24 protein-coding genes are annotated in these 18,902 nt (G+C 67.0%); 16 read left to right on the forward strand and 8 right to left on the reverse strand.

The genetic code is table 11. From position 1 onward, the window contains the following. Positions 1-27 precede the first annotated feature (27 nt). The 4 genes from G474_RS0104175 to G474_RS19470 all read left to right on the forward strand — a co-directional run bounded on the left by G474_RS0104175 (position 28) and on the right by G474_RS19470 (position 3,231). Entirely contained in the window at positions 28-963 is a 936-nt protein-coding gene (locus G474_RS0104175; RefSeq protein WP_026685882.1) for a carbohydrate kinase family protein, read from the forward strand. A gap of 19 nt (positions 964-982) precedes the next feature. After that, positions 983-1,435 (forward strand): outer membrane lipoprotein, encoded by a 453-nt coding sequence (locus tag G474_RS0104180; protein WP_026685883.1) that lies wholly within the window; start codon positions 983-985, stop codon positions 1,433-1,435. A gap of 129 nt (positions 1,436-1,564) precedes the next feature. Further along, positions 1,565-2,338, forward strand: a complete 774-nt coding sequence (locus G474_RS0104185; protein WP_084513559.1) for a GNAT family N-acetyltransferase — start codon at positions 1,565-1,567, stop codon at positions 2,336-2,338. Between the two features lie 2 nt (positions 2,339-2,340). After that, positions 2,341-3,231, forward strand: coding sequence for a lysophospholipid acyltransferase family protein (locus tag G474_RS19470; RefSeq protein WP_156919145.1), 891 nt, complete (start codon positions 2,341-2,343; stop codon positions 3,229-3,231). Here the strand turns inward: G474_RS19470 and G474_RS0104195 are convergent. From G474_RS0104195 to rfbB, 5 genes are read right to left on the reverse strand one after another with little or no spacing between them, the layout of a single operon-like run. Then, entirely contained in the window at positions 3,113-3,946 is an 834-nt protein-coding gene (locus tag G474_RS0104195) for a symmetrical bis(5'-nucleosyl)-tetraphosphatase (protein WP_026685885.1), read from the reverse strand. The two genes, G474_RS19470 and G474_RS0104195, sit on opposite strands and share 119 nt — an antisense overlap. A gap of 7 nt (positions 3,947-3,953) precedes the next feature. After that, positions 3,954-4,502, reverse strand: coding sequence for a dTDP-4-dehydrorhamnose 3,5-epimerase (gene rfbC, locus G474_RS0104200; protein ID WP_026685886.1), 549 nt, complete (start codon positions 4,500-4,502; stop codon positions 3,954-3,956). A 1-nt stretch (position 4,503) separates the two neighbouring features. Next, on the reverse strand, positions 4,504-5,382 hold the full coding sequence (gene rfbA / locus G474_RS0104205; RefSeq protein ID WP_043463187.1) for a glucose-1-phosphate thymidylyltransferase RfbA: 879 nt from the start codon (positions 5,380-5,382) through the stop codon (positions 4,504-4,506). Positions 5,383-5,390: 8 nt separating this feature from the next. Continuing rightward, positions 5,391-6,287: a dTDP-4-dehydrorhamnose reductase gene (rfbD, locus tag G474_RS0104210; RefSeq protein ID WP_026685888.1), complete on the reverse strand. Its 897-nt coding sequence runs from the start codon at positions 6,285-6,287 to the stop codon at positions 5,391-5,393. Then, complete coding sequence (gene rfbB, locus G474_RS0104215; RefSeq protein WP_026685889.1) at positions 6,284-7,381, reverse strand: dTDP-glucose 4,6-dehydratase; 1,098 nt, start codon at positions 7,379-7,381, stop codon at positions 6,284-6,286. Before rfbB ends, rfbD begins: the two co-directional genes overlap by 4 nt. Before the next feature lie 123 nt (positions 7,382-7,504). Here rfbB and G474_RS0104220 point away from each other — a divergent pair, with 123 nt between their 5' ends. The 5 genes from G474_RS0104220 to G474_RS22400 all read left to right on the forward strand — a co-directional run bounded on the left by G474_RS0104220 (position 7,505) and on the right by G474_RS22400 (position 12,067). After that, positions 7,505-7,852 (forward strand): carboxymuconolactone decarboxylase family protein, encoded by a 348-nt coding sequence (locus tag G474_RS0104220; protein WP_026685890.1) that lies wholly within the window; start codon positions 7,505-7,507, stop codon positions 7,850-7,852. A 221-nt stretch (positions 7,853-8,073) separates the two neighbouring features. Further along, positions 8,074-9,150 carry a hydrogenase small subunit gene (locus G474_RS0104225; RefSeq protein WP_026685891.1) on the forward strand — a complete coding sequence of 359 codons (1,077 nt, stop codon included), beginning with the start codon at positions 8,074-8,076 and terminating at the stop codon, positions 9,148-9,150. Between the two features lie 4 nt (positions 9,151-9,154). After that, the gene (locus G474_RS0104230) at positions 9,155-10,951 is read left to right on the forward strand and encodes a nickel-dependent hydrogenase large subunit (protein WP_026685892.1); all 1,797 of its coding nucleotides are present in this window, start codon (positions 9,155-9,157) and stop codon (positions 10,949-10,951) included. A 21-nt stretch (positions 10,952-10,972) separates the two neighbouring features. After that, positions 10,973-11,677 (forward strand): Ni/Fe-hydrogenase, b-type cytochrome subunit, encoded by a 705-nt coding sequence (gene cybH / locus G474_RS0104235; protein ID WP_026685893.1) that lies wholly within the window; start codon positions 10,973-10,975, stop codon positions 11,675-11,677. 15 nt (positions 11,678-11,692) lie between these two features. Beyond that, a complete protein-coding gene (locus tag G474_RS22400; RefSeq protein ID WP_084513561.1) occupies positions 11,693-12,067 on the forward strand; it encodes a HigA family addiction module antitoxin in 375 nt (124 codons plus the stop codon). Here the strand turns inward: G474_RS22400 and G474_RS0104245 are convergent. Next, positions 12,021-13,154, reverse strand: coding sequence for a hypothetical protein (locus G474_RS0104245; protein ID WP_026685894.1), 1,134 nt, complete (start codon positions 13,152-13,154; stop codon positions 12,021-12,023). The genes G474_RS22400 and G474_RS0104245 overlap by 47 nt on opposite strands. A 123-nt stretch (positions 13,155-13,277) precedes the next feature. After that, positions 13,278-13,940, reverse strand: a complete 663-nt coding sequence (locus G474_RS0104250) for an acetate uptake transporter (RefSeq protein WP_026685895.1) — start codon at positions 13,938-13,940, stop codon at positions 13,278-13,280. Positions 13,941-14,292: 352 nt separating this feature from the next. Here G474_RS0104250 and G474_RS19480 point away from each other — a divergent pair, with 352 nt between their 5' ends. Then, a complete protein-coding gene (locus tag G474_RS19480) occupies positions 14,293-14,697 on the forward strand; it encodes a bacteriohemerythrin (RefSeq protein ID WP_043463189.1) in 405 nt (134 codons plus the stop codon). Here the strand turns inward: G474_RS19480 and G474_RS0104260 are convergent. Further along, entirely contained in the window at positions 14,694-14,921 is a 228-nt protein-coding gene (locus G474_RS0104260; protein WP_026685896.1) for a hypothetical protein, read from the reverse strand. The genes G474_RS19480 and G474_RS0104260 overlap by 4 nt on opposite strands. Before the next feature lie 69 nt (positions 14,922-14,990). On the opposite strand from G474_RS0104260, the gene G474_RS19485 reads away from it, so the two are divergent. The 6 genes from G474_RS19485 to G474_RS0104290 all read left to right on the forward strand — a co-directional run bounded on the left by G474_RS19485 (position 14,991) and on the right by G474_RS0104290 (position 18,900). Continuing rightward, the gene (locus G474_RS19485; protein WP_043463191.1) at positions 14,991-16,229 is read left to right on the forward strand and encodes an MFS transporter; all 1,239 of its coding nucleotides are present in this window, start codon (positions 14,991-14,993) and stop codon (positions 16,227-16,229) included. A 141-nt stretch (positions 16,230-16,370) separates the two neighbouring features. Then, positions 16,371-17,036: a HyaD/HybD family hydrogenase maturation endopeptidase gene (locus G474_RS0104270; protein ID WP_026685897.1), complete on the forward strand. Its 666-nt coding sequence runs from the start codon at positions 16,371-16,373 to the stop codon at positions 17,034-17,036. Between the two features lies 1 nt (position 17,037). Beyond that, positions 17,038-17,355 (forward strand): HypC/HybG/HupF family hydrogenase formation chaperone, encoded by a 318-nt coding sequence (locus G474_RS0104275; RefSeq protein WP_026685898.1) that lies wholly within the window; start codon positions 17,038-17,040, stop codon positions 17,353-17,355. Beyond that, entirely contained in the window at positions 17,352-17,813 is a 462-nt protein-coding gene (locus G474_RS0104280; RefSeq protein ID WP_026685899.1) for a thioredoxin domain-containing protein, read from the forward strand. The genes G474_RS0104275 and G474_RS0104280 overlap by 4 nt, the downstream gene beginning before the upstream one ends. After that, entirely contained in the window at positions 17,810-18,688 is an 879-nt protein-coding gene (locus G474_RS0104285; protein ID WP_026685900.1) for a hydrogenase expression/formation protein, read from the forward strand. The genes G474_RS0104280 and G474_RS0104285 overlap by 4 nt, the downstream gene beginning before the upstream one ends. Continuing rightward, on the forward strand, positions 18,685-18,900 hold the full coding sequence (locus G474_RS0104290) for a rubredoxin (RefSeq protein ID WP_026685901.1): 216 nt from the start codon (positions 18,685-18,687) through the stop codon (positions 18,898-18,900). The genes G474_RS0104285 and G474_RS0104290 overlap by 4 nt, the downstream gene beginning before the upstream one ends. Positions 18,901-18,902: the final 2 nt, after the last annotated feature.

Raw genomic sequence — 18,902 nt, forward strand, 5'->3', positions numbered from 1 at the left:
TTTTCCTCCATCTTTCCGGAAGCAACTATGCACGCCCTCATCTGCGGCTCCATGGCCTACGACAACATCATGGTCTTCCCGGACCGCTTCAAGCACCACATCCTGCCCGAGCAGATCCACATCCTCAACGTGGCCTTCCTGGTGCCCGAGATGCGTCGGGAGTTCGGCGGCTGCGCCGGCAACATCGCCTACAACCTGCAGCTGCTGGGCGGCAGCCCGCTGATCATGGCCACCGTGGGGGACGACGCCGCCCCTTACCTGGAACGCCTGGACCAGCTGCAACTGCCCCGCACCCACGTACGCCAGGTGCCCGGCAGTTTTACCGCCCAGGCCTTCATCACCACCGACCTGGACGACAACCAGATCACCGCCTTCCACCCGGGCGCCATGAGCTTTTCCCATCTGAACAAGGTGGAACAGGCCAGCGGCGTCAGCCTGGGCATCGTGGCCCCGGACGGCCGGGAAGGCATGCTCCAGCACGCCCGGGATTTCGCCGCCGCCGGCATCCCCTTCATCTTTGACCCGGGCCAGGGCCTGCCCATGTTCACCGGTGACGAGCTGCTGGACTTCCTGGGCCTGGCCGATTACGCCTGCTTCAACGACTACGAGGCCAAACTGGCCTGCGAACGTACCGGGCGCAGCCTCGAACAGCTGGCGGAGCTGGTGCAGGCCCTGATCGTCACCAAGGGGGGCCAGGGCTCGGACATCTACTGCGGCGGACAGCGTCTGGAAATCCCCTGTGTCCAGGCCGAGGCCGTCGTGGACCCCACCGGTTGCGGCGACGCTTATCGCGCCGGCCTCCTATATGGCATAATCGCCGGCTGGAACATGGAACGCACCGGCCGCCTGGCCGCCCTGATGGGCGCCTACAAGATTGCCAGCCGGGGCCCCCAGAACCACGCTCCCAGCCGGGCAGAAATCGCGGCCCGCTATCAGAGGGAGTTCAACGAAGCACTTTGGTAAACACACCCAGGAGGCTCCCATGCCGGCCCGATCCCTCACCGCCCTGTTCGCCCTGTTGATCCTGATCCTGGGGGGCTGCTCCAGCCCCTCCGGCAATGTCTATACCCAGGACCAGGCCATGCGGCAGATGAGCGTCCAGTTCGGGGTCGTGGAGCAAGTCCGCGACGTGCTGCTGGAAGGCCGCAAGTCCGGGGTCGGCACCTTCACCGGCGGCGCCCTCGGAGGACTGGCCGGCAGCAACATCGGCCATGGCCGCGGCGCCATCGCCGGGGCCATCATCGGCGCCGTGGCGGGCGGCATCGCCGGCCACGCCATCGAGGAGTCGGCCACCCGGGAAGCCGCCCAGGAAATCACCGTGCGCCTGGATGGCGGCCACCTGATCAGCATCGTCCAGGCCGGCAATGAACGCTTTCAGCGGGGCGAGCGGGTGCGCATCCTGAGCGGCCAGGGAGAAACCCGGGTCAGCCACTGACCCATCTGCCGCACCCCTTGCGAACCGCCCCTCGGGGCGGTTTTTCATTTCCCCATCATCAAGCTGCAACACGGCGGTAACGGCGGCTCCCTACAGTTCATTCCACACTCCGCGAGACGAGGAATGACCATGGATGCCCTGAACAAACTGCTGCAACACCCCATCAAGCCGGCCCGCCCCAAGCTCTCCGTGGGCCTAGCCCAGGACAAGGAAGCGATACTCGAAGCCCAGCGCCTGCGCTACCGGGTTTTTGCCGGCGAGATGGGTGCCAAGCTGCCCAGCCGCATTCCCGGCGTGGATGAGGATATCTTCGACCGCTGGTGCGACCACCTGCTGGTCCGGGACGACAACAGCGGCGAGGTGGTGGGCACCTACCGCATCCTTTCCCCGGTCAATGCCCGCCGGGTGGGCTACTACTCGGAAGGGGAATTCGACCTGACCCGCCTGCAGCACCTGCGTCCCCGTCTGGTGGAAATCGGCCGCTCCTGCGTTCATCCCGACTACCGCACCGGCGCCACCATTGCGCTGCTCTGGCAGGGTCTGTCCCAGTACATGCGCGACAACGGCTACGACTACCTGATGGGCTGCGCGTCCATCAGCATGGCCGACGGGGGCCACGGCGCCGCCAGCCTCTACCACCGCCTGGCCCGGGGCGAGAAGTCCTGCCTCAGCCCCCTGGAGTACCGGGTCTTTCCCCGCTGCCCCCTGCCCCTGGAAGCCCTGCGCCAGGATGTGCCCGCCGAGCTGCCGCCGCTGATCAAGGGCTACCTGCGTGCTGGCGCCTGGATCTGCGGCGAACCCGCCTGGGACCCTGATTTCAACACCGCCGACCTGCCCATCCTGCTCTCCATGGCCCGGGTGGACAGCCGCTACGCCAAGCACTTCATGGGGTCCCGGGACTGAATATGGGCCCAGCTTCCCGGCCGCGCCTGCTGCGCGGGCTACGACTGATGTGGGTGGGCGCCCTGCTCCTCCGGGGCGCCCTCACCGTGCTGCTGCTCTACCCCTGGAGTTCCGACGCCCGCCGCATGGTCATGAAGCAGCGCTGGTCCGCCGCCATGCTCAATGCCCTGGGGGTGCGTCTGGAGCCCCGGCTGGAGGCGCTCAGCCCGGCCAGCCTGGTGGTGGCCAACCACATTTCCTGGCTCGACATCTTCGTCATCAATGCCGCTTTCCCGGCCGCCTTCATCTCCAAGGCCGAAGTACGCCACTGGCCCCTGATCGGCTGGCTGGCGGCGGTCAACGACACCGTGTTCCTGCGCCGGGGCAGCCGCGGCCATGCCCGGCTGATCAATGAGGAAATCGGCGCCCGGCTGGCGGCCGGCAAGCGGGTGGTATTGTTCCCGGAAGGCACCACCACGGACGGCACCCGGGTCCTGCACTTCCACGGCGCCCTGCTGCAGCCGGCCCTGGAGGCCCGCTGTCCGGTGGTTCCCCTGGCGCTCAGCTACCAGGACCAGGACGGGCAGCGCTGCCTGGCGCCCCGTTACGACGGGGACATCAGCGTCGGCGCCAGTCTGGCCAGCATCCTGGCCTGCCCAGGTCTGGTGGCACGCATCCAGGCCTGCCCGGCCCTGCAGCCGGAACAGGCCCAGCGCCGGGAAATGGCCCGGAGCGCCCGGCTCGCCATCACCCAGGCCCTGGGGCTGGAGACCGATCCGGAGCCGGAGCCTGGATTCAGTCTTCCTTCAGGGGCTGGCCTTCCCCGGCGCAGCAATCCACCTGAAACACCTGCCGGTCTTCCAGACGCACGGCGGACAGATGCCCTCCCCACAGGCAGCCTGAATCCAGGGTGAGCAGCCGGGGCAGCACCCGCAGCCCCAGGGCCGACCAGTGGCCGGTCACCAGCACCTGGCCGGCGCTTTTGCGGCCGGGCAGTTCAAACCACGGCACACAGCCCTTGGGGGCGTTCTCCACCTTGCCCTTGGCCTCGAAGTTCATCTCCCCGGCCAGGGTGCAAAAGCGCATCCGGGTCATGGCATTGACGATCACCCGCAGCCGCTCGGCCCCCTTCAGCTTGTTGGACCAGGCCGCCGGCTTGCTGCCCCACAGGCTGCCCAGGAAATTGCGATAACCGGGACCCTGCAGCTCCGCCTCCACCTCGGCGGCCAGGGCCCTGGCCTGGGCCAGGCTCCACTGGGGCAGCAGGCCGGCATGGACCAGGCAGTGGCCATGCTCCACATGGCAGAGGGGCAGGGTGCGCAGCCAGGCCAGCAGCTCATCCCGGTCAGGAGCGTCGAGAACGGCCTGCAGGGTATCGTCCTTGCCCCGCTTCGCCACCTTGCCTTCGGCCACCATCAACAGGTACAGGTCGTGGTTGCCGAGCACGGTCACCGCCGCCGGTCCCAGGGCCTTCACGTAGCGCAGGGTCTCCAGGGAATGGGGCCCCCGGTTCACCAGATCCCCCACCAGCCACAGGCGATCCTTGCCCGGATCGAAGTGGCAACGCTCCAGGAGGCTCATGAAGGAGCCGAAACAGCCCTGGATGTCACCGATGGCGTAAATGCTCATGACCGGCTCAGGGGAACAGCTCGGCGCTGGCCAGGGACAGCCCCTGGGCATCCTTGGCCGAGACCTGCGGGGTGTTGCCCTCCAGGGGCCAGTCCACTGCGATCTCCGGATCGTTCCAGGCGATGCAGCGTTCGTGGGCTGGCGCGTAGTAGTCGGTGGTCTTGTAGAGGAATTCGGCGCTCTCGCTCAGGGTGACAAAGCCGTGGGCAAAGCCCGGCGGTACCCAGAGCTGCTGCTTGTTCTCGGCTGAGAGCCGGGCCCCCACCCACTGCCCGAAGGTGGGCGAGGAACGGCGGATATCCACGGCCACGTCGAACACCTCCCCCTGGACCACCCGCACCAGCTTGCCCTGGGCCTGCTCCACCTGGTAATGCAGCCCCCGCAACACATGGCGCACGCTGCGGGAGTGGTTGTCCTGGACGAAATCCAGGCTCAGTCCGGTGGCCTCGCGAAAGGCCCGGGCATTGAAGCTTTCGAAGAAGAAGCCCCGCTCGTCCCCGAATACCCTGGGGGTCAGCAGCAGCACTTCGGGTATGGCCAGAGGCTGTACTTGCACGTCAGATCCTTTTTTCGTTCAACAGGCGCAGCAGATACTGGCCATAACCGTTCTTGGCCAGGGCCTGGGCCAGAACCTCCAGCTCCGCGCAGGAAATCCAGCCCTGGCGCCAGGCCAGTTCCTCGGGGGCCGCCACCTTCAAGCCCTGGCGCTGTTCGATGGTGGCAATGAACTGGCTGGCGTCGAGCATGGATTCATGGGTGCCCGTGTCCAGCCAGGCATAGCCCCGGCCCATGATTTCCACCTGGAGCTTGCCGGCTTCCAGGTAGTGGCGGTTCACATCGGTGATCTCCAGCTCCCCCCGGGGTGAGGGGCGGATGCTGCGGGCCACGTCCACCACCTCGCTGTCGTAGAAATACAAACCTGTGACGGCATAGTTGGAACGGGGTTCCCGAGGCTTTTCCTCGATGCTGGTGGCCTGACCCTGGGCATCGAAAGCCACCACCCCGTAACGTTCCGGGTCCTGCACGTGGTAGGCGAACACGGTGCCGCCGCTGTCCCGGGCATCGGCCGTCGCCAGCAGCTTGTGGAACTCGTGGCCGTAGAAGATGTTGTCCCCCAGCACCAGGGCGCTCGGGCCGTGGCCGATGAAGTCCGCGCCGATGATGAAGGCCTGAGCCAGGCCGTCGGGGCTGGGCTGCACCGCGTAGGAAAGGTTGATCCCCCACTGGGCTCCGTCCCCCAGCAGTTGCTCGAAGCGGGGCGTGTCCTGGGGCGTGGAGATGATCAGGATGTCCCGGATTCCCGCCAGCATCAGGGTGCACAGGGGGTAATAGATCATGGGCTTGTCGAAAATCGGCAGAAGCTGCTTCGACACAGCCAGGGTGGCAGGGTAGAGGCGGGTGCCGGAACCCCCGGCCAGGATGATGCCTTTACGCATGGAGAACCTCAGAGAATTTGTTGCAGTACATGGTCCAGCCCCTGTTGCCAGGGCGGCAGGTGCAGGCCGAAGGTCTGGCGCAGCAGGGCGGTGTCCAGCCGGGAACTGGCGGGCCTGGGCGCCGGGACCGGGTAGTCGCTGGCAGGGATGGGGCGCAGGCCGTCCGCTGCCAGGCGGAGCGGATATCCGGCCCGGCGCGCCGCCGCGAAGACGTGGGCGGCGTAATCGTGCCAGCAGGTTTCCCCGGCGGCCGCCAGATGGTAGAGGCCCCAGGGGAAGGGGGACGCCGGATTCTGCAAGTGACGCCCCAGAAGCTGAGCGGTCACGTCGGCAATCAGGGCTGCCGAGGTGGGGGCGCCCCACTGGTCGGCCACCACGTTCAGGCTTTCCCGCTCCGCCCCCAGGCGCAGCATGGTGCGGGCGAAATTCCCCCCATGGGCGCCGAACACCCAGGAAGTACGCAAGATCAGGCAGGGCGCCCCGCTTTGCTGCAGGGCCTGTTCGCCAGCCAGCTTGGTGGCGCCATAGACGCTCAGGGGATGGGTGGGATCGCTTTCCCGGTAGGGCTGGGTGGCACGTCCGTCAAACACGTAGTCAGTGGAGTAATGCACCACGGCGGCCCCCACCGCCAGGGCCGCCTCGCCCAGGACGCCAGGGGCCTGGCCATTGATGCGCCTGGCCAGGTCCTGGTCCCCTTCGGCCCGGTCCACGGCCGTGTAGGCCGCAGCATTGACGATGACCCGGGGCCGGACCTGCCGCACCAGCTGCCCCAGGCCCGCCAGATCGGCCAGGTCGCAGGCCTGCCGGTCCAGGGCGAGCAAGGGCCCCAGGGGCGCCAGGGCGCGCTGCAGTTCAAAGCCCACCTGGCCATGGCAGCCGGTGATCAGGATGGGACGGAGCGTCACGACGCAACCCCGGCCGTTCCGGCTGCTGCAGCCGCATCCCCTTCGTAGTGGCGCAGCACCCATTCCCGGTAGGCGCCGCTCTGCACGTGGCGCACCCATTCCTCATGGGCCAAGTACCAGGCCACGGTCTTGCGGATTCCGGAGGCGAAGGTTTCCGCCGGCCGCCAGCCCAGCTCCGCCTCGATCTTGCGGGCGTCGATGGCATAGCGGCGGTCGTGGCCGGGGCGGTCGGCCACGTGGGTGATCTGGCTGGCGTAGGACTGCCCGTCGGGCCGGGGCCGCAATTCGTCCAGCAGGGCGCAGACCTGATGCACGATCTCCAGATTGGTCATCTCGTTCCAGCCGCCCACGTTGTAGGTCTCCCCGAGCCGGCCGGCCTCCAGGATGCGCCGGATGGCAGCGCAATGGTCGCCCACGTAGAGCCAGTCACGCACCTGCCGGCCGTCGCCGTAGATGGGCAGAGCCTTGCCCGCGAGGGCATTGACGATGACCAGGGGAATCAGCTTCTCGGGGAAATGGAAGGGCCCGTAATTGTTGGAGCAGTTGCTGGTGCTCACCGGCAGCCCGTAGGTGTGATGCCAGGCCCGCACCAGATGGTCGGAGGCGGCCTTGCTGGCCGAATAGGGGCTGTTCGGCTCGTAGGGGTGGGTTTCCGTAAACGGGGCAGCTTCCGGGCTCAGACTGCCGTACACCTCGTCCGTGCTGACGTGGTGGAAACGGAAGGCGTCCCGGGCCTCGCCACTCAGCCCGGACCAGTAGGCCCGGGCGGCCTCCAGCAGGGTGAAGGTCCCCTCCACGTTGGTGCGCATGAATTCGCCGGGACCATGGATGGAGCGGTCCACGTGGCTCTCGGCAGCAAAATGCACCAGGGCCCGGGGCTGATACTGCTGCAGCAGGCGATCCACCAGGGCCCGGTCACAGATGTCGCCCTGGACGAAGATGTGGCGGGCATCGCCCTCCAGGGCTGCCAGGTTTTCCAGGTTACCCGCATAGGTGAGCTTGTCGAGGTTGAGCACGGGCTCAGCGCTGGCGGCCAGCCAGTCGAGGACGAAGTTGGCGCCGATAAAGCCGGCACCGCCAGTTACCAGGATCACGTCAGCCCCTTCAGGATTGGAGCCCCATTTTATGCCAGAGCGGCCATGAACGCCCGCCGGCTTGGAGGGCGCCCCGCCAGCCCCTATAATCAGCGTTTTCTAATAAACCAAGAGCACAGCCCCATGAGCAAGTCCTTCAGCACCATCACCAACGACCTTTCCAAGGCCCTGGGCACCTTCCGCAAGGAAGCCCCGGAAACCATGCAGAACTTCTACGCCCTGTCCCAGGGGGCCATGAAGGCCGGCGTCCTGTCCGAGCTGGACAAGGAACTGATTGCCCTGGCCATCGGCGTCACCGCCCGCTGCGACGGCTGCATCGGCTTTCACGTCAAGGCCCTGGTGCGCCTGGGGGTGACCCGGGAACAACTGATGGAAACCCTGTCCATCTGCACCTACATGGGTGGCGGCCCCGCCCTCATGTACGCCGCCGAGGCCATCCGCGCCTACGAGGAATTCACCGCCGAGAAGTAAGCGGCCGGAGGCGGACGGAAAGCTGCAAAGCCGCTTTCCACTCCACCCTCTGAGCGACAAGCTGCTTACCCCATGGCGCCCGTCAGGGCGCCCTTTGTTTTTACACAATCCTTGCAAATCATCACGTTAGGCACACGGACCTGACTGGCACGGCCATTGCTGAACGCCCTGGAACCCTGCGCCGGGCACCGCCTGGTGGCACGCACCCCGAGGACCAGACAATGACCGAGACCTTCTACGACGTATTGCGCCGCCAGGGCATCACCCGGCGCAGCTTCCTGAAATTCTGCAGCCTGACCGCTACCTCCCTGGGCCTGGGGGCTGCCGCCGCGCCCCGCATCGCCCATGCCATGGAGAACAAGCCCCGCACCCCGGTGCTCTGGCTGCACGGCCTGGAATGCACCTGCTGCTCCGAGTCCTTCATCCGCTCGGCCCATCCGCTCACCAAGGACGTGGTGCTGTCCATGCTTTCCCTGGACTACGACGACACCCTGATGGCCGCCGCCGGGCACCAGGCCGAGGCCATCATCGAGGAGATCAAGCGGAAGTACAAAGGCAACTACATCGTCGCCGTGGAAGGCAACCCGCCCCTGAACGAGGACGGGATGTTCTGCATCCAGGGCGGCCGCCCCTTCATCGACAAGCTGAAGGAAACCTGCGCCGACGCCAAGGCCATCATCTCCTGGGGCTCCTGCGCCTCCTACGGCTGTGTCCAGGCCGCCAAGCCCAATCCGACCCGGGCCACCCCGGTGCACAAGGTGATCACCGGCAAGCCCATCATCAACGTGCCCGGCTGCCCCCCCATCGCCGAGGTGATGACCGGCGTCGTCACCTACATGCTCACCTTTGACCGCATTCCCGAACTGGACCGCCAGGGCCGGCCGAAGATGTTCTACGGCCAGCGCATCCACGACAAGTGCTACCGGCGCGGCCACTTCGACGCCGGCCAGTTCGCCGAGGCCTGGGACGACGAGGGCGCGCGCAAGGGCTACTGCCTCTACAAGATGGGCTGCAAGGGCCCCACCACCTACAACGCCTGCTCGTCCATGCGCTGGAACGGCGGGGTCAGCTGGCCGGTGCAGTCCGGCCACGGCTGTATCGGCTGTTCCGAGGACGGTTTCTGGGACAAGGGCAGCTTCTATGACCGGGTCACCGACATCAAGCAGTTCGGCGTGGAATCCAACGCCGACCAGGTGGGCGGCACCGTGGCCGCCGTCACCGGCGCTGCCATCGCCGCCCACGCGGCCGTGACCGCCCTGGCCCGGGCCCGCAACAAGAACGAAACGAACGGAGAATAAGCCCATGAGCGCTTACGAAACCCAAGGCTTCAAGCTCGACAACTCCGGCAAACGCGTGGTCGTGGACCCGGTCTGCCGCATCGAAGGCCACCTGCGGGTGGAAGTGAATCTGGACGAGAACAACGTGATCCGCAACGCCGTGTCCACCGGCACCATGTGGCGCGGTCTCGAAGTCATCCTCAAGGGCCGCGACCCCCGCGACGCCTGGGCCTTCACCGAGCGCATCTGCGGCGTGTGCACCGGCACCCACGCCCTGACCTCGGTGCGCGCCGTGGAAGACGCCCTCAACATCCAGATTCCCGAAAACGCCCACCTGATCCGCAACATCATGCAGCTGAACCTGTATGTGCATGATCACCTGGTGCATTTCTACCACCTGCACGCCCTGGACTGGGTGGACGTGGTGTCCGCCCTCAAGGCCGATCCCAAGAAGACCTCGGAACTGGCCCAGAGCATTTCCTCCTGGCCCCTGTCCTCCCCCGGCTACTTCCGCGACCTGCAGAACCGCCTGAAGAAATTCGTGGAATCCGGCCAGCTCGGCCCCTTCATGAATGGCTACTGGGGCAGCCCGGCCTACAAGCTGCCCCCCGAAGCCAACCTGATGGCCGTGGCCCACTACCTGGAAGCCCTGGATTTCCAGAAGGAAATCGTCAAGGTACACACCATCTTCGGCGGCAAGAATCCCCACCCCAACTGGCTGGTGGGCGGCGTGCCCTGCGCCATCAACCTGGAAGGCACCGGGGCCGTGGGCGCGGTGAACATGGAACGCCTGAACCTGGTGAAGCACGTGATCGACCGGGCTGCCGAATTCGTGGAACAGGTGTACATCCCCGACCTGCTCGCCATCGCCTCCTTCTACAAGGGCTGGGGCTACGGCGGCGGCCTCTCCTCCCAGGCCATGCTCTCCTACGGGGACATCCCGGACAAGGCCAACGACTACTCGGCCGGCAACCTGCTGCTGCCCCGGGGCGCCATCATCAATGGCGACCTGACCAAGATCCACGAGGTGGACCTGAAGGATCCCGAGCAGATCCAGGAATTCGTCACCCACTCCTGGTACAAGTATCCCGACGAGACCAAGGGCCTGCACCCCTTCGACGGCATCACCGAACCCAACTTCGTGCTGGGCCAGAACACCAAGGGGACCAAGACCCGGGTCGAGGCCTTCGACGAGGGCGGCAAGTATTCCTGGCTCAAGGCGCCCCGCTGGCGCGGCCACGCCATGGAAGTGGGCTGCCTGCCGCGCATGGTGATGGCCTACCTGCAGCCCCAGCGCTACCCGATGGTCAAGGACACCATCGACATGGTCCTGAAGCAGCTCGACGTGCCCCTCACCGCCCTGTTCTCCACCCTGGGCCGCACCGCCGCCCGGGGCATCGAGACCCTCTACTGCGCCAAGCTGCAGCAGGAGATGTTCGGCCGCCTGATGGCCAACCTCAAGGCCGGCGATCTCAACACCGCCAACATCAGCAAGTGGGAACCCTCCACCTGGCCGAAGGAAGCCCAGGGCGCCGGCTTCACCGAAGCGCCCCGGGGTGCCCTCGGCCACTGGATCAAGATCAAGGACACCAAGATCGACAACTACCAGTGCGTCGTGCCCACCACCTGGAACGGTTCCCCCCGGGACCCCAAGGGCCAGATCGGCGCCTTCGAGGCCAGCCTGCTCAACACCCCCCTGGCCAAGGCCGACGAGCCCCTGGAAATCCTGCGTACCCTGCATTCCTTCGACCCCTGCCTGGCTTGCTCCACCCACGTCATGAGCCCGGACGGTCAGGAAATGACCTCGGTCAAGGTCCGCTAACCCCCAGCCAAGGAGAAAGCCATGCTATCCCAACAGGACATGCTGGAGGCCGAACGGCACGGCAGGCAGGTACGCTCGATCTACGTCTATGAAGCCCCGGTACGCCTGTGGCACTGGATCAACGCCGCCGCCATGGTGGTGCTGGCCGTCACCGGCTACCTGATCGGCAAACCCCTGCCGACGGTGCCCGGGGAAGCCGCCGACAACTTCCTGCTCGGCTACCTCCGCTTCGCCCACTTCGCCGCCGGCTACGTGTTCGCCATCGGCCTGGTGGCCCGGGTGTACTGGGCCTTTGTCGGCAACCACCACGCCAGGCAGATCTTCATGCTGCCCATCAGCAACAAGGCCTGGTGGAGCGAGGTGCTGTTCGAACTGCGCTGGTACCTGTTCCTGGAAAAGCACCCGAAAAAGTACGTGGGCCACAACCCCATGGCCCAGCTGATGATGTTCTTCTTTTTCACCATCCTGGCCTTCGGCATGCTCGTCACCGGCTTCGCCCTCTACTCGGAAGGCGCCGGCCTGGGTTCCTGGAGCGACAGCCTGTTCGGCTGGGTCCTGCCCCTGCTGGGCGGCTCCATGCAGACCCACAGCTGGCACCGCCTGGGCATGTGGATCATGATGAGTTTCGTGCTGCTGCACGTCTATGCGGCCATCCGCGAGGACATCATGAGCCGTCAGTCGCTGATCTCCACCATGGTTTCCGGCTGGCGCATGTTCAAGGACTGAGCGCCGCAAGGCCCCATGTACAACGATCATCATCTCTTGGCCCCGGGGCGCACACCGATGCACCCGGGGCGTTTTCTTGAGACCCGCTTTCTCGGCCCCCTGGGGGTCTCCCAGGAAGCCCTGGCCCGCACCCTGGCCATCTCCCGCCGCCGGGTCAATGAACTGGTGCGCGGCAAGCGGGGCCTCACCCCGGACACGGCCCTGCGCCTGGCCCTCCGCTTCGGCCTCGCCGCCGAATTCTGGCTCGGCCTGCAAACCGCCTGGGACCTGCACCAGGCCCGCCTGGAACTGGGCCGGACAGGTGACGGGGAAGCGCCGAAATCCCCCCCCGGGCCGCCTGCCCTCAATCCGTCTCCACCTCGTCGTAGGAAATGTAGCGGAGCTCCATGAGCAGGGCCTCATCGTCCATTTCCAGACGCCACAAGCGCACGAGTCTGCCCTCGCCCAGCAGTGTCACCCCGGCCCGGGCCAGACTGCGCTTCAGCTCGGACAGAGCCGCAGCCTCCACAAAAGCACCTACCGTCGAGGGACGCTTGCCGGGATGGTGAAACGGGTAAAAATCGTAGGCATCACTGTCCTCAGTAGCCGTTTCATCGTTGAGGCCCACCTCTTGCAAAAGAGGCGATGCCGCCCGTGAAGCCGCATCGGGCACGTCATCCCGGGCAATCAGGAATCCAGTTTCATCCCCGGCCAGCAAGAAGTGGCGCCGCATCCGCTTGAAAGCGCGCTCACCTTTCAAGGTATCCCCTTTGGGTTTTCCCAGGAATTCGTAAACACTGACGATGGCCTCGGGAGGAAACAGCCCGGGTCGCGCCGACCTGTCGGCAGTCTCCGGCTGGTAAGCCATGTAGGGTTGGCTGACGGCCTGGACATATGCCTCGGGCAGCTTCATGCCCAGCCTAGCCTCTGCCGCTGCGATGCTGGCCGCCGAGGCCGCCCCATGGCGCTCCGATGTCACCAACGCGCCGCCGCCCGTCTTTTTCAGGCGCGGCCGCCATTGCTCATGGATACGCTGGATGCGCTGCAGGACGGGCAGGGGCGCCAGCCGGGCAAAATCCGCTGCCAGTTCCTGCTGGGCATACAGCCAGCCCTTGCCGGTGATCCGGCGGGCTTTCCTGCCTCTGGCGGCAGGCTGGGACGTCCCGGACAGTTCGTAGAAGTGGGGCCCGGGCCCCGGACGGTAGGGCACCCGAACATTGGTAGCCTCATGGGCCTGCCGGGTCTGCAAACGGGAATGCCGCCGGCCATCGATACTGACCGTGACATCCTCGCGGGCAAAATCTTCGTGCAGGTCCGACTCGATTTCCCAGGCAAACTTATCATCGGCATGGGCCTGCAGGGGGAGCAACGCCAGCGTGACAAAGGTGCACACCAGGCGGAACGCCCCCAGGACCAAACGAAGGCTAAGGCTGAGATTCATCAAGGACTCCCCGGCGTTGTTGCAGGCAAGCGCGCGACAGGCCTGCCCGGGCTGCATCCACTCCCGGTGCCGCGATGCTGCGAGCGCCTCCTCGCTATTGGGGCATACGGAGCCCCGCCAGACAGGACCCTCCCTGCCACAGGGAACCTGCGGCGGGGAGGGGAGAGACAGGAGAAAGGCTCAGGCGGCAGCCTTGAGCTTGCTGTCGGCAGGCACCAGGGCCGGACCCTTGCGAATCAGCCCCAGGGGCGCGCCCAGGGGCAGCATGGTGCGGCCGAAGAAGTTGTTCAGGAAGATGGCGCCGGCGGCGTAGAAACCCAGCAGGGAGATACCCAGCTCGGACCAGGCGGCCAGGCTACCGAACAGGGCCGGCTGCACCCCGAGGATGGACAGGGCCAGGGAAGGCAGCAGGACGTTGATCAACACCAGGATGGCGGCGAACACCTTGTTGGCTTCAAAGGCGGCCACCATGATGAACAGGGAGAAAATGAAATAGCCGATGCAGGCCACAGCCAGCTGCTTGCCGTCGGCCTTGGCCGGATCGAAAGCACCCAGCCAGCCCAGGCTGATGGCCCAGTGCATGGCGACGGCAATCCAGAACAGACCGTAGGCGCCCAGAACGATGGAGCCGAAGTAGTTGTTCTTCTTGAAGTCCACGGCGGAAGCCCAGATCTGGGCAATGGACCCCAGGAACAGAGCCCAGGGAATGAGGTAAGTGACCCCTTCCGTCCAGTGCATCTTGGCGGAGGCGGCCACAAAGGTGACCATGGATAGCCCGAACACCCCCAGGGCGGTGGGATCGGACATGACGATCTTGGTTTCAGTCGGTGCCTGCTGCTGCATGCTGAGTCTCTCCAGAAAACAGAAAAAGAAATGAGGCGCCCGCTGCGGTTTATGGGTCTCCGGGTCCAGCCCGTGACCTTGGAATATTCGGACCGGCAGATTCTGGGGGCTCAATGAAAAGAAAGACTGATCTACATCAAACCAAGTGAATTCATTGTCTGATGTAAAACGTCATTTCTCACAAAAAAGCCCGACAGCTGCCAGGAAAACCACTCCACCAGGGGGAAAGCCGGCCCCCCAGCCCCTTCAGCGCAGAAATTCCCCGAACAGGAAAATCGTGGTTTCTGGCCAACAGGCCCGGGGCTTGCTTCTCGCACCACCACGGGACTCGCCCCGGCACCGGAGTCATGCCATGGATTGGGAAGATCGCTACGTTCTGGGCCATGGGCCCATGGATGCCATGCACAGGGAATTTGTCGACCTGGTGACAGAATTGTCGACGCTGCGCCAGGGGGAGTTGGCCCCCTGCCTTGCCCGTCTGGCGCAACACAGCATCGAGCACTTCGCCGCCGAGGAAGAATGGATGGCGGCCAGCCGCTTTCCCGCCAGCGCCAGCCACATCCAGGAGCACAAGCGCCTGCTGGCCACCCTGGCCAGCGCCCGGCGCTTGCTGGAGAAGGGTCTGGCGGCGCCGGCCCGGGCCCTGGCCGGAGAACTGCCGGGCTGGTTCCGGGACCATACGGCCAAACAGGATGCAGCCCTGGCCGCCCACCTCAAGACCTGCGGCACCGGGGGCGGACAGCCCGCCCCGGGCTAGAGCTTGAAAATATCCACCGGCGTCAGCTGCTCCCACAGCATCCAGCGGCCGCAGGCGTTCCGGACACTGCGGCTATCCCCGTCCCAGGGACCGCCCTGGCACAGGCCCCGGTCCTGCTCGGGATCGTATTCGATACTGTCCGGCTGCCCGGGCAGGGGACGGCGCCAGCCCTGCCAGCGCTGACAGGTGGCGCAACGACGCAGGGAGGAGGATTGACTGAGCATGGGGTAATTCTCGCCTGAATACGACTAAAAGCGTAAATTGGCAGCCCGTTTCCTTGCCCGCCCCTGCCCATGAGCACCCTCGCCCTGGATACCCCGCCCCGCCGCGATCTGGCCGTGATCACCCTGATCGGTGCCGTGCACGGGGTATCCCACTTCTTCCACCTGCTCCTGCCGCCCCTGTTTCCCTGGCTGATGGGGGAGTTCGGGCTCTCCTTCACCCGCATCGGCCTGACCATGACCGTGTTCTTCGTGGTCTCCGGGGTCGGGCAGGCAGCGGCGGGCTTCCTGGTGGATCGCTGGGGGGCAGCCCGGGTGCTGGCCGGCGGCATCACCTGCTTCATCCTCGCCGCCCTGCTGCTGGCCACGGCGGCCAGTTTCCCGGTACTGCTGCTGGTCGGGGGCCTGGCCGGCCTGGGCAACGCGGTGTTCCACCCGGCCGACTTCACCGTGCTCAACCGGCACGTCTCCTCGCCCCGCCTGGGCCACGCCTTCTCCGTCCATGGCCTGTCGGGCAACCTGGGCTGGGCCCTGGCGCCGGTGTTCATGACCGGCATCGCCACCCTGGCGGGCTGGCGTGTCGCCGCCCTGGCTGCCGCCCTGCTGGCCGTGCTGGCCCTGGGCCTGCTGCTGTCCTTCCGCCACCTGCTCGCCGATCCGCCCGGTCACAGCCGCAAGGCCGCGCCCCAGGGCGAGCATCCCCTGGCCTTCCTCACCGTGCTGCCCGTATGGATGTGCTTTGCCTTCTTCTTCCTGATCACCACCGCCTTCGGGGCCATCCAGAACTACGCCGCCCCCATCATCGAACACCTCTACGGCCTGGCCCGGCCCCTGGCGGCCGGCAGTCTTTCGGCCTACCTGCTCGGCGGGGCCGGCGGCATCGCCCTGGGAGGCTTCCTGGCAAAGAAGGGGGAGCACGACCGGATCATCGCCCTGATGCTCGGTGGCGCCGCCCTGCTGGCCCTGCTGCTGGCCACGGGCTGGCCGCCCGCCTGGAGCATCCCGGTGCTGATGGCGGGCATCGGCTTTCTCACCGGGGTGGCCGGCCCCTCCCGGGACCTGCTGGTGCGCCGGGCCGCCGTGGGCCGTTTCGGCGAGGCCGCCTACGGCCGCATCTACGGCTTCGTCTATTCCGGTCTGGATGCGGGCCTGGCCCTGGCGCCGCTGATCTTCGGCGCCTTCATGGACGGGGGCCAGGAAAGCCGGGTGCTGGTGGGCATCGCCCTGCTCCAGGGCCTGGCCATCTTCACCGCCCTGGGGGTGGGGCGCTACCTGCCGGCCCAGCCCGGGAGCCAAGGGGCTTCCCGCTAACAGCCACCGGCTGCAAACCTGCTTTCCACCCCTGCAGAGCCGGTCACCGCCCGCCCCCCCCGCCAGGCCGGGGCCGGCGGGACTGCCCCCGCCCTGGCACGGCTCTTGAATATGTAACGGACCCCGTTACACGAAGCTCCCATGTCCGCTGAACTCCATCCCGCCGCACCGAAGATCCTGGTCCTGGGCATAGGCAACCTGCTCTGGGCCGACGAAGGCTTTGGCGTCCGCTGCGTCGAGGCCCTGCACCAGGGCTGGCAACTGCCGCCCCAGGTCACCCTGATGGACGGCGGCACCCAGGGGCTGTACCTGCTCCCCTACGTCCAGGAGGCCGACTGCCTGCTGGTTTTCGATGCCGTGGATTACGGCGACCCGCCCGGCACCCTGCGCGAGGTGGTTGGCGACCAGGTGCCCCGCTTCATGGGCGCCAAGAAGATGAGCCTGCACCAGACCGGCTTCCAGGAAGTGATCGCCGCCGCCGGATTCACCGGGCAGCTGCCCCGGGAGCTGGTACTGATAGGCGTCCAGCCGGAAGAGCTGGAAGACTACGGCGGCAGCCTGCGGCCCCTGGTCAAGGCACGCATTCCCGCCGCCCTGGAGCTGGCCCTGCAGTGGCTCGAACGCTGGGGCGCCCAGCCTCAAGCCCGGGCGCCCGGGGAGATTCCCGACGGCGCCGCCGCCCCCTACCTGGGCGATGCGGCCCTGGCCATGGACTGCTACGAGGCCCAACGCCCGGACGCCCTGGCCGCCTGGCGCGTCGGCGACCCCCGCTTCCTCAACATCCGCGACCAGGCGGAGGAGTCCTGAGATGTGCCTGGGCATCCCCATGCAGGTCATCGAAACCGGCGAATTCCAGTCCCGCTGCCGGGGCAGGAACGGCGAGGCCTGGATAGACATGCGCCTGGTGGGCACCCAGCCCCCGGGCAGCTGGGTCCTGACCTTCCTGGACGCGGCCCGGGAGGTGCTGGAACCGGAACGGGCCGCCGCCATCGACGCCGCCCTGGAAGCCCTGGAACGGCTCCAGGCCGGCGCCCCCCTGAGTCCCGCCGACCTGGACGCCTGCTTCGCCGATCTGGTGGACCGGGAACCCCAGCTCCCCGACTTTCTCAAGAAGGACCGCCCATGAGCCCTGTCACCGAATTCACCCTGAGCGCCGCCCCCACCGGCCTGGAACGGCTGGAGCAGGCGATCCGCCGCCTGGAGAGCCGGCACGGCTTCCAGCGCTGCCACGATGCCGGCGATCTGCCTCAGGCAGGCCCGGCCCTGCTGCTCCTGACCGACGATCCCCTGCGCTTTCCCGAAGTGCTGGATGCCGCCGTGATCCTGCCCGAAGCCGTGCAAGGCCAGACCCCGGCGCCCCGCTGCCTGGTGGCCGACCCCGCTGCCAGCGCCGCCCTGGGCCCCGCCTATGGCGCCCCCCGGGCCCCGGCCGTGGTATTCCTGCGGGACGGCCAATACCTGGGCAGCCTGAACGGCATCCGCGACTGGGGCGAATACCAGGCCGAAGTGACGCGCCTGCTGGCCGGCCCGGCCCAGCCCAAACCCATTTCCATCCCCGTCATCAGCCAGGGAACCTGCCCATGAGCCTGCCTTCCGATCATCCCTTTGCCCGGGGCTTCCCCATTCCCGTGGTGGCCATGGGCCCCGGCAGCCAGGAGGATGAAACCCCCTGCTACCTGCCCATGCCCCAGGGCATGGACACCTTCGCCGCGCCGCGCCTGCCCGAGACGGCCGACCCCGCCGTGCTGACGGCGGTGGCCGCCCGCCTGCATGGCCTCCTGGACCGCATGGCCGCCGCCGGCTTTGCCCGAGCCGCCACGGTGAGCGAGGACCTGGCCTCCCTGCCGCCGGCGGAACGGGAAGCCCTGGGCCAGCTGCTGGGATTCGGCGAAGTGAGCGCCTACACGGTGGCCCCGCGCCACTGGCGCGTCCAGGAAACCGCCTTTGCCAGCCTGTGGCGGGTGCTGGGCCTGGATGAACGGGGCGCCATCATCGAGGACAGACTCCAGGCCGGGGCCATGCCGCCAGTGCTGGAGGAAGCCATGGCCGCCACCAGCAGCCGGGAACTGGAACCCCCGGCCTATCCGCCGGGCACCATGAACGCCCCCGCTCTGGTGCAGGAATTGCGCCGCCAGGCCGCCGCCTACCAGCCCGGCCAGCCGGCCCACGTGATCAACCTGACCCTGCTGCCGGTGAGCGAGGCGGACCTGGACACCCTCTACGGCTGGCTCGGCCACCGGGAGGTCTCCATCCTCTCCCGGGGCTACGGCAACTGCCGCATCACCAGCACCCGGCTTGCCCATGTCTGGTGGGTCCAGTACTTCAACACCATGGACGCCCTGATCCTCAACACCATAGAGGTGGTGGACATGCCCGAAGTGGCCCTGGCCGCCGTGGAGGATTTCGAGGACACTCTGGAACGCCTGCGGGACTACCTGACCATGCTGGAGAGCGAATGAACGGCTTCGAAGGCTCCTACGGCGGCGACGCCAGCCGCCTGGCCCCCGGGGACCGGCTGGAATGCGGCATCTGCTGGTGGGTCTATGACCCGGCCCAGGGCGACGCGCTGGGCGGCATCCCCCCCGGCACCCCCTTCGCCCAGCTGCCCGGGCACTGGGTCTGCCCCCAGTGCGAGGCCCCCCGGCACAAGTTCATGGTGCTGCAGGACTGAAG

The sequence above is a fragment of the Azovibrio restrictus DSM 23866 genome (assembly GCF_000429665.1).
In the GTDB taxonomy this organism is placed as follows: Bacteria; Pseudomonadota; Gammaproteobacteria; order Burkholderiales; family Rhodocyclaceae; genus Azovibrio; species Azovibrio restrictus.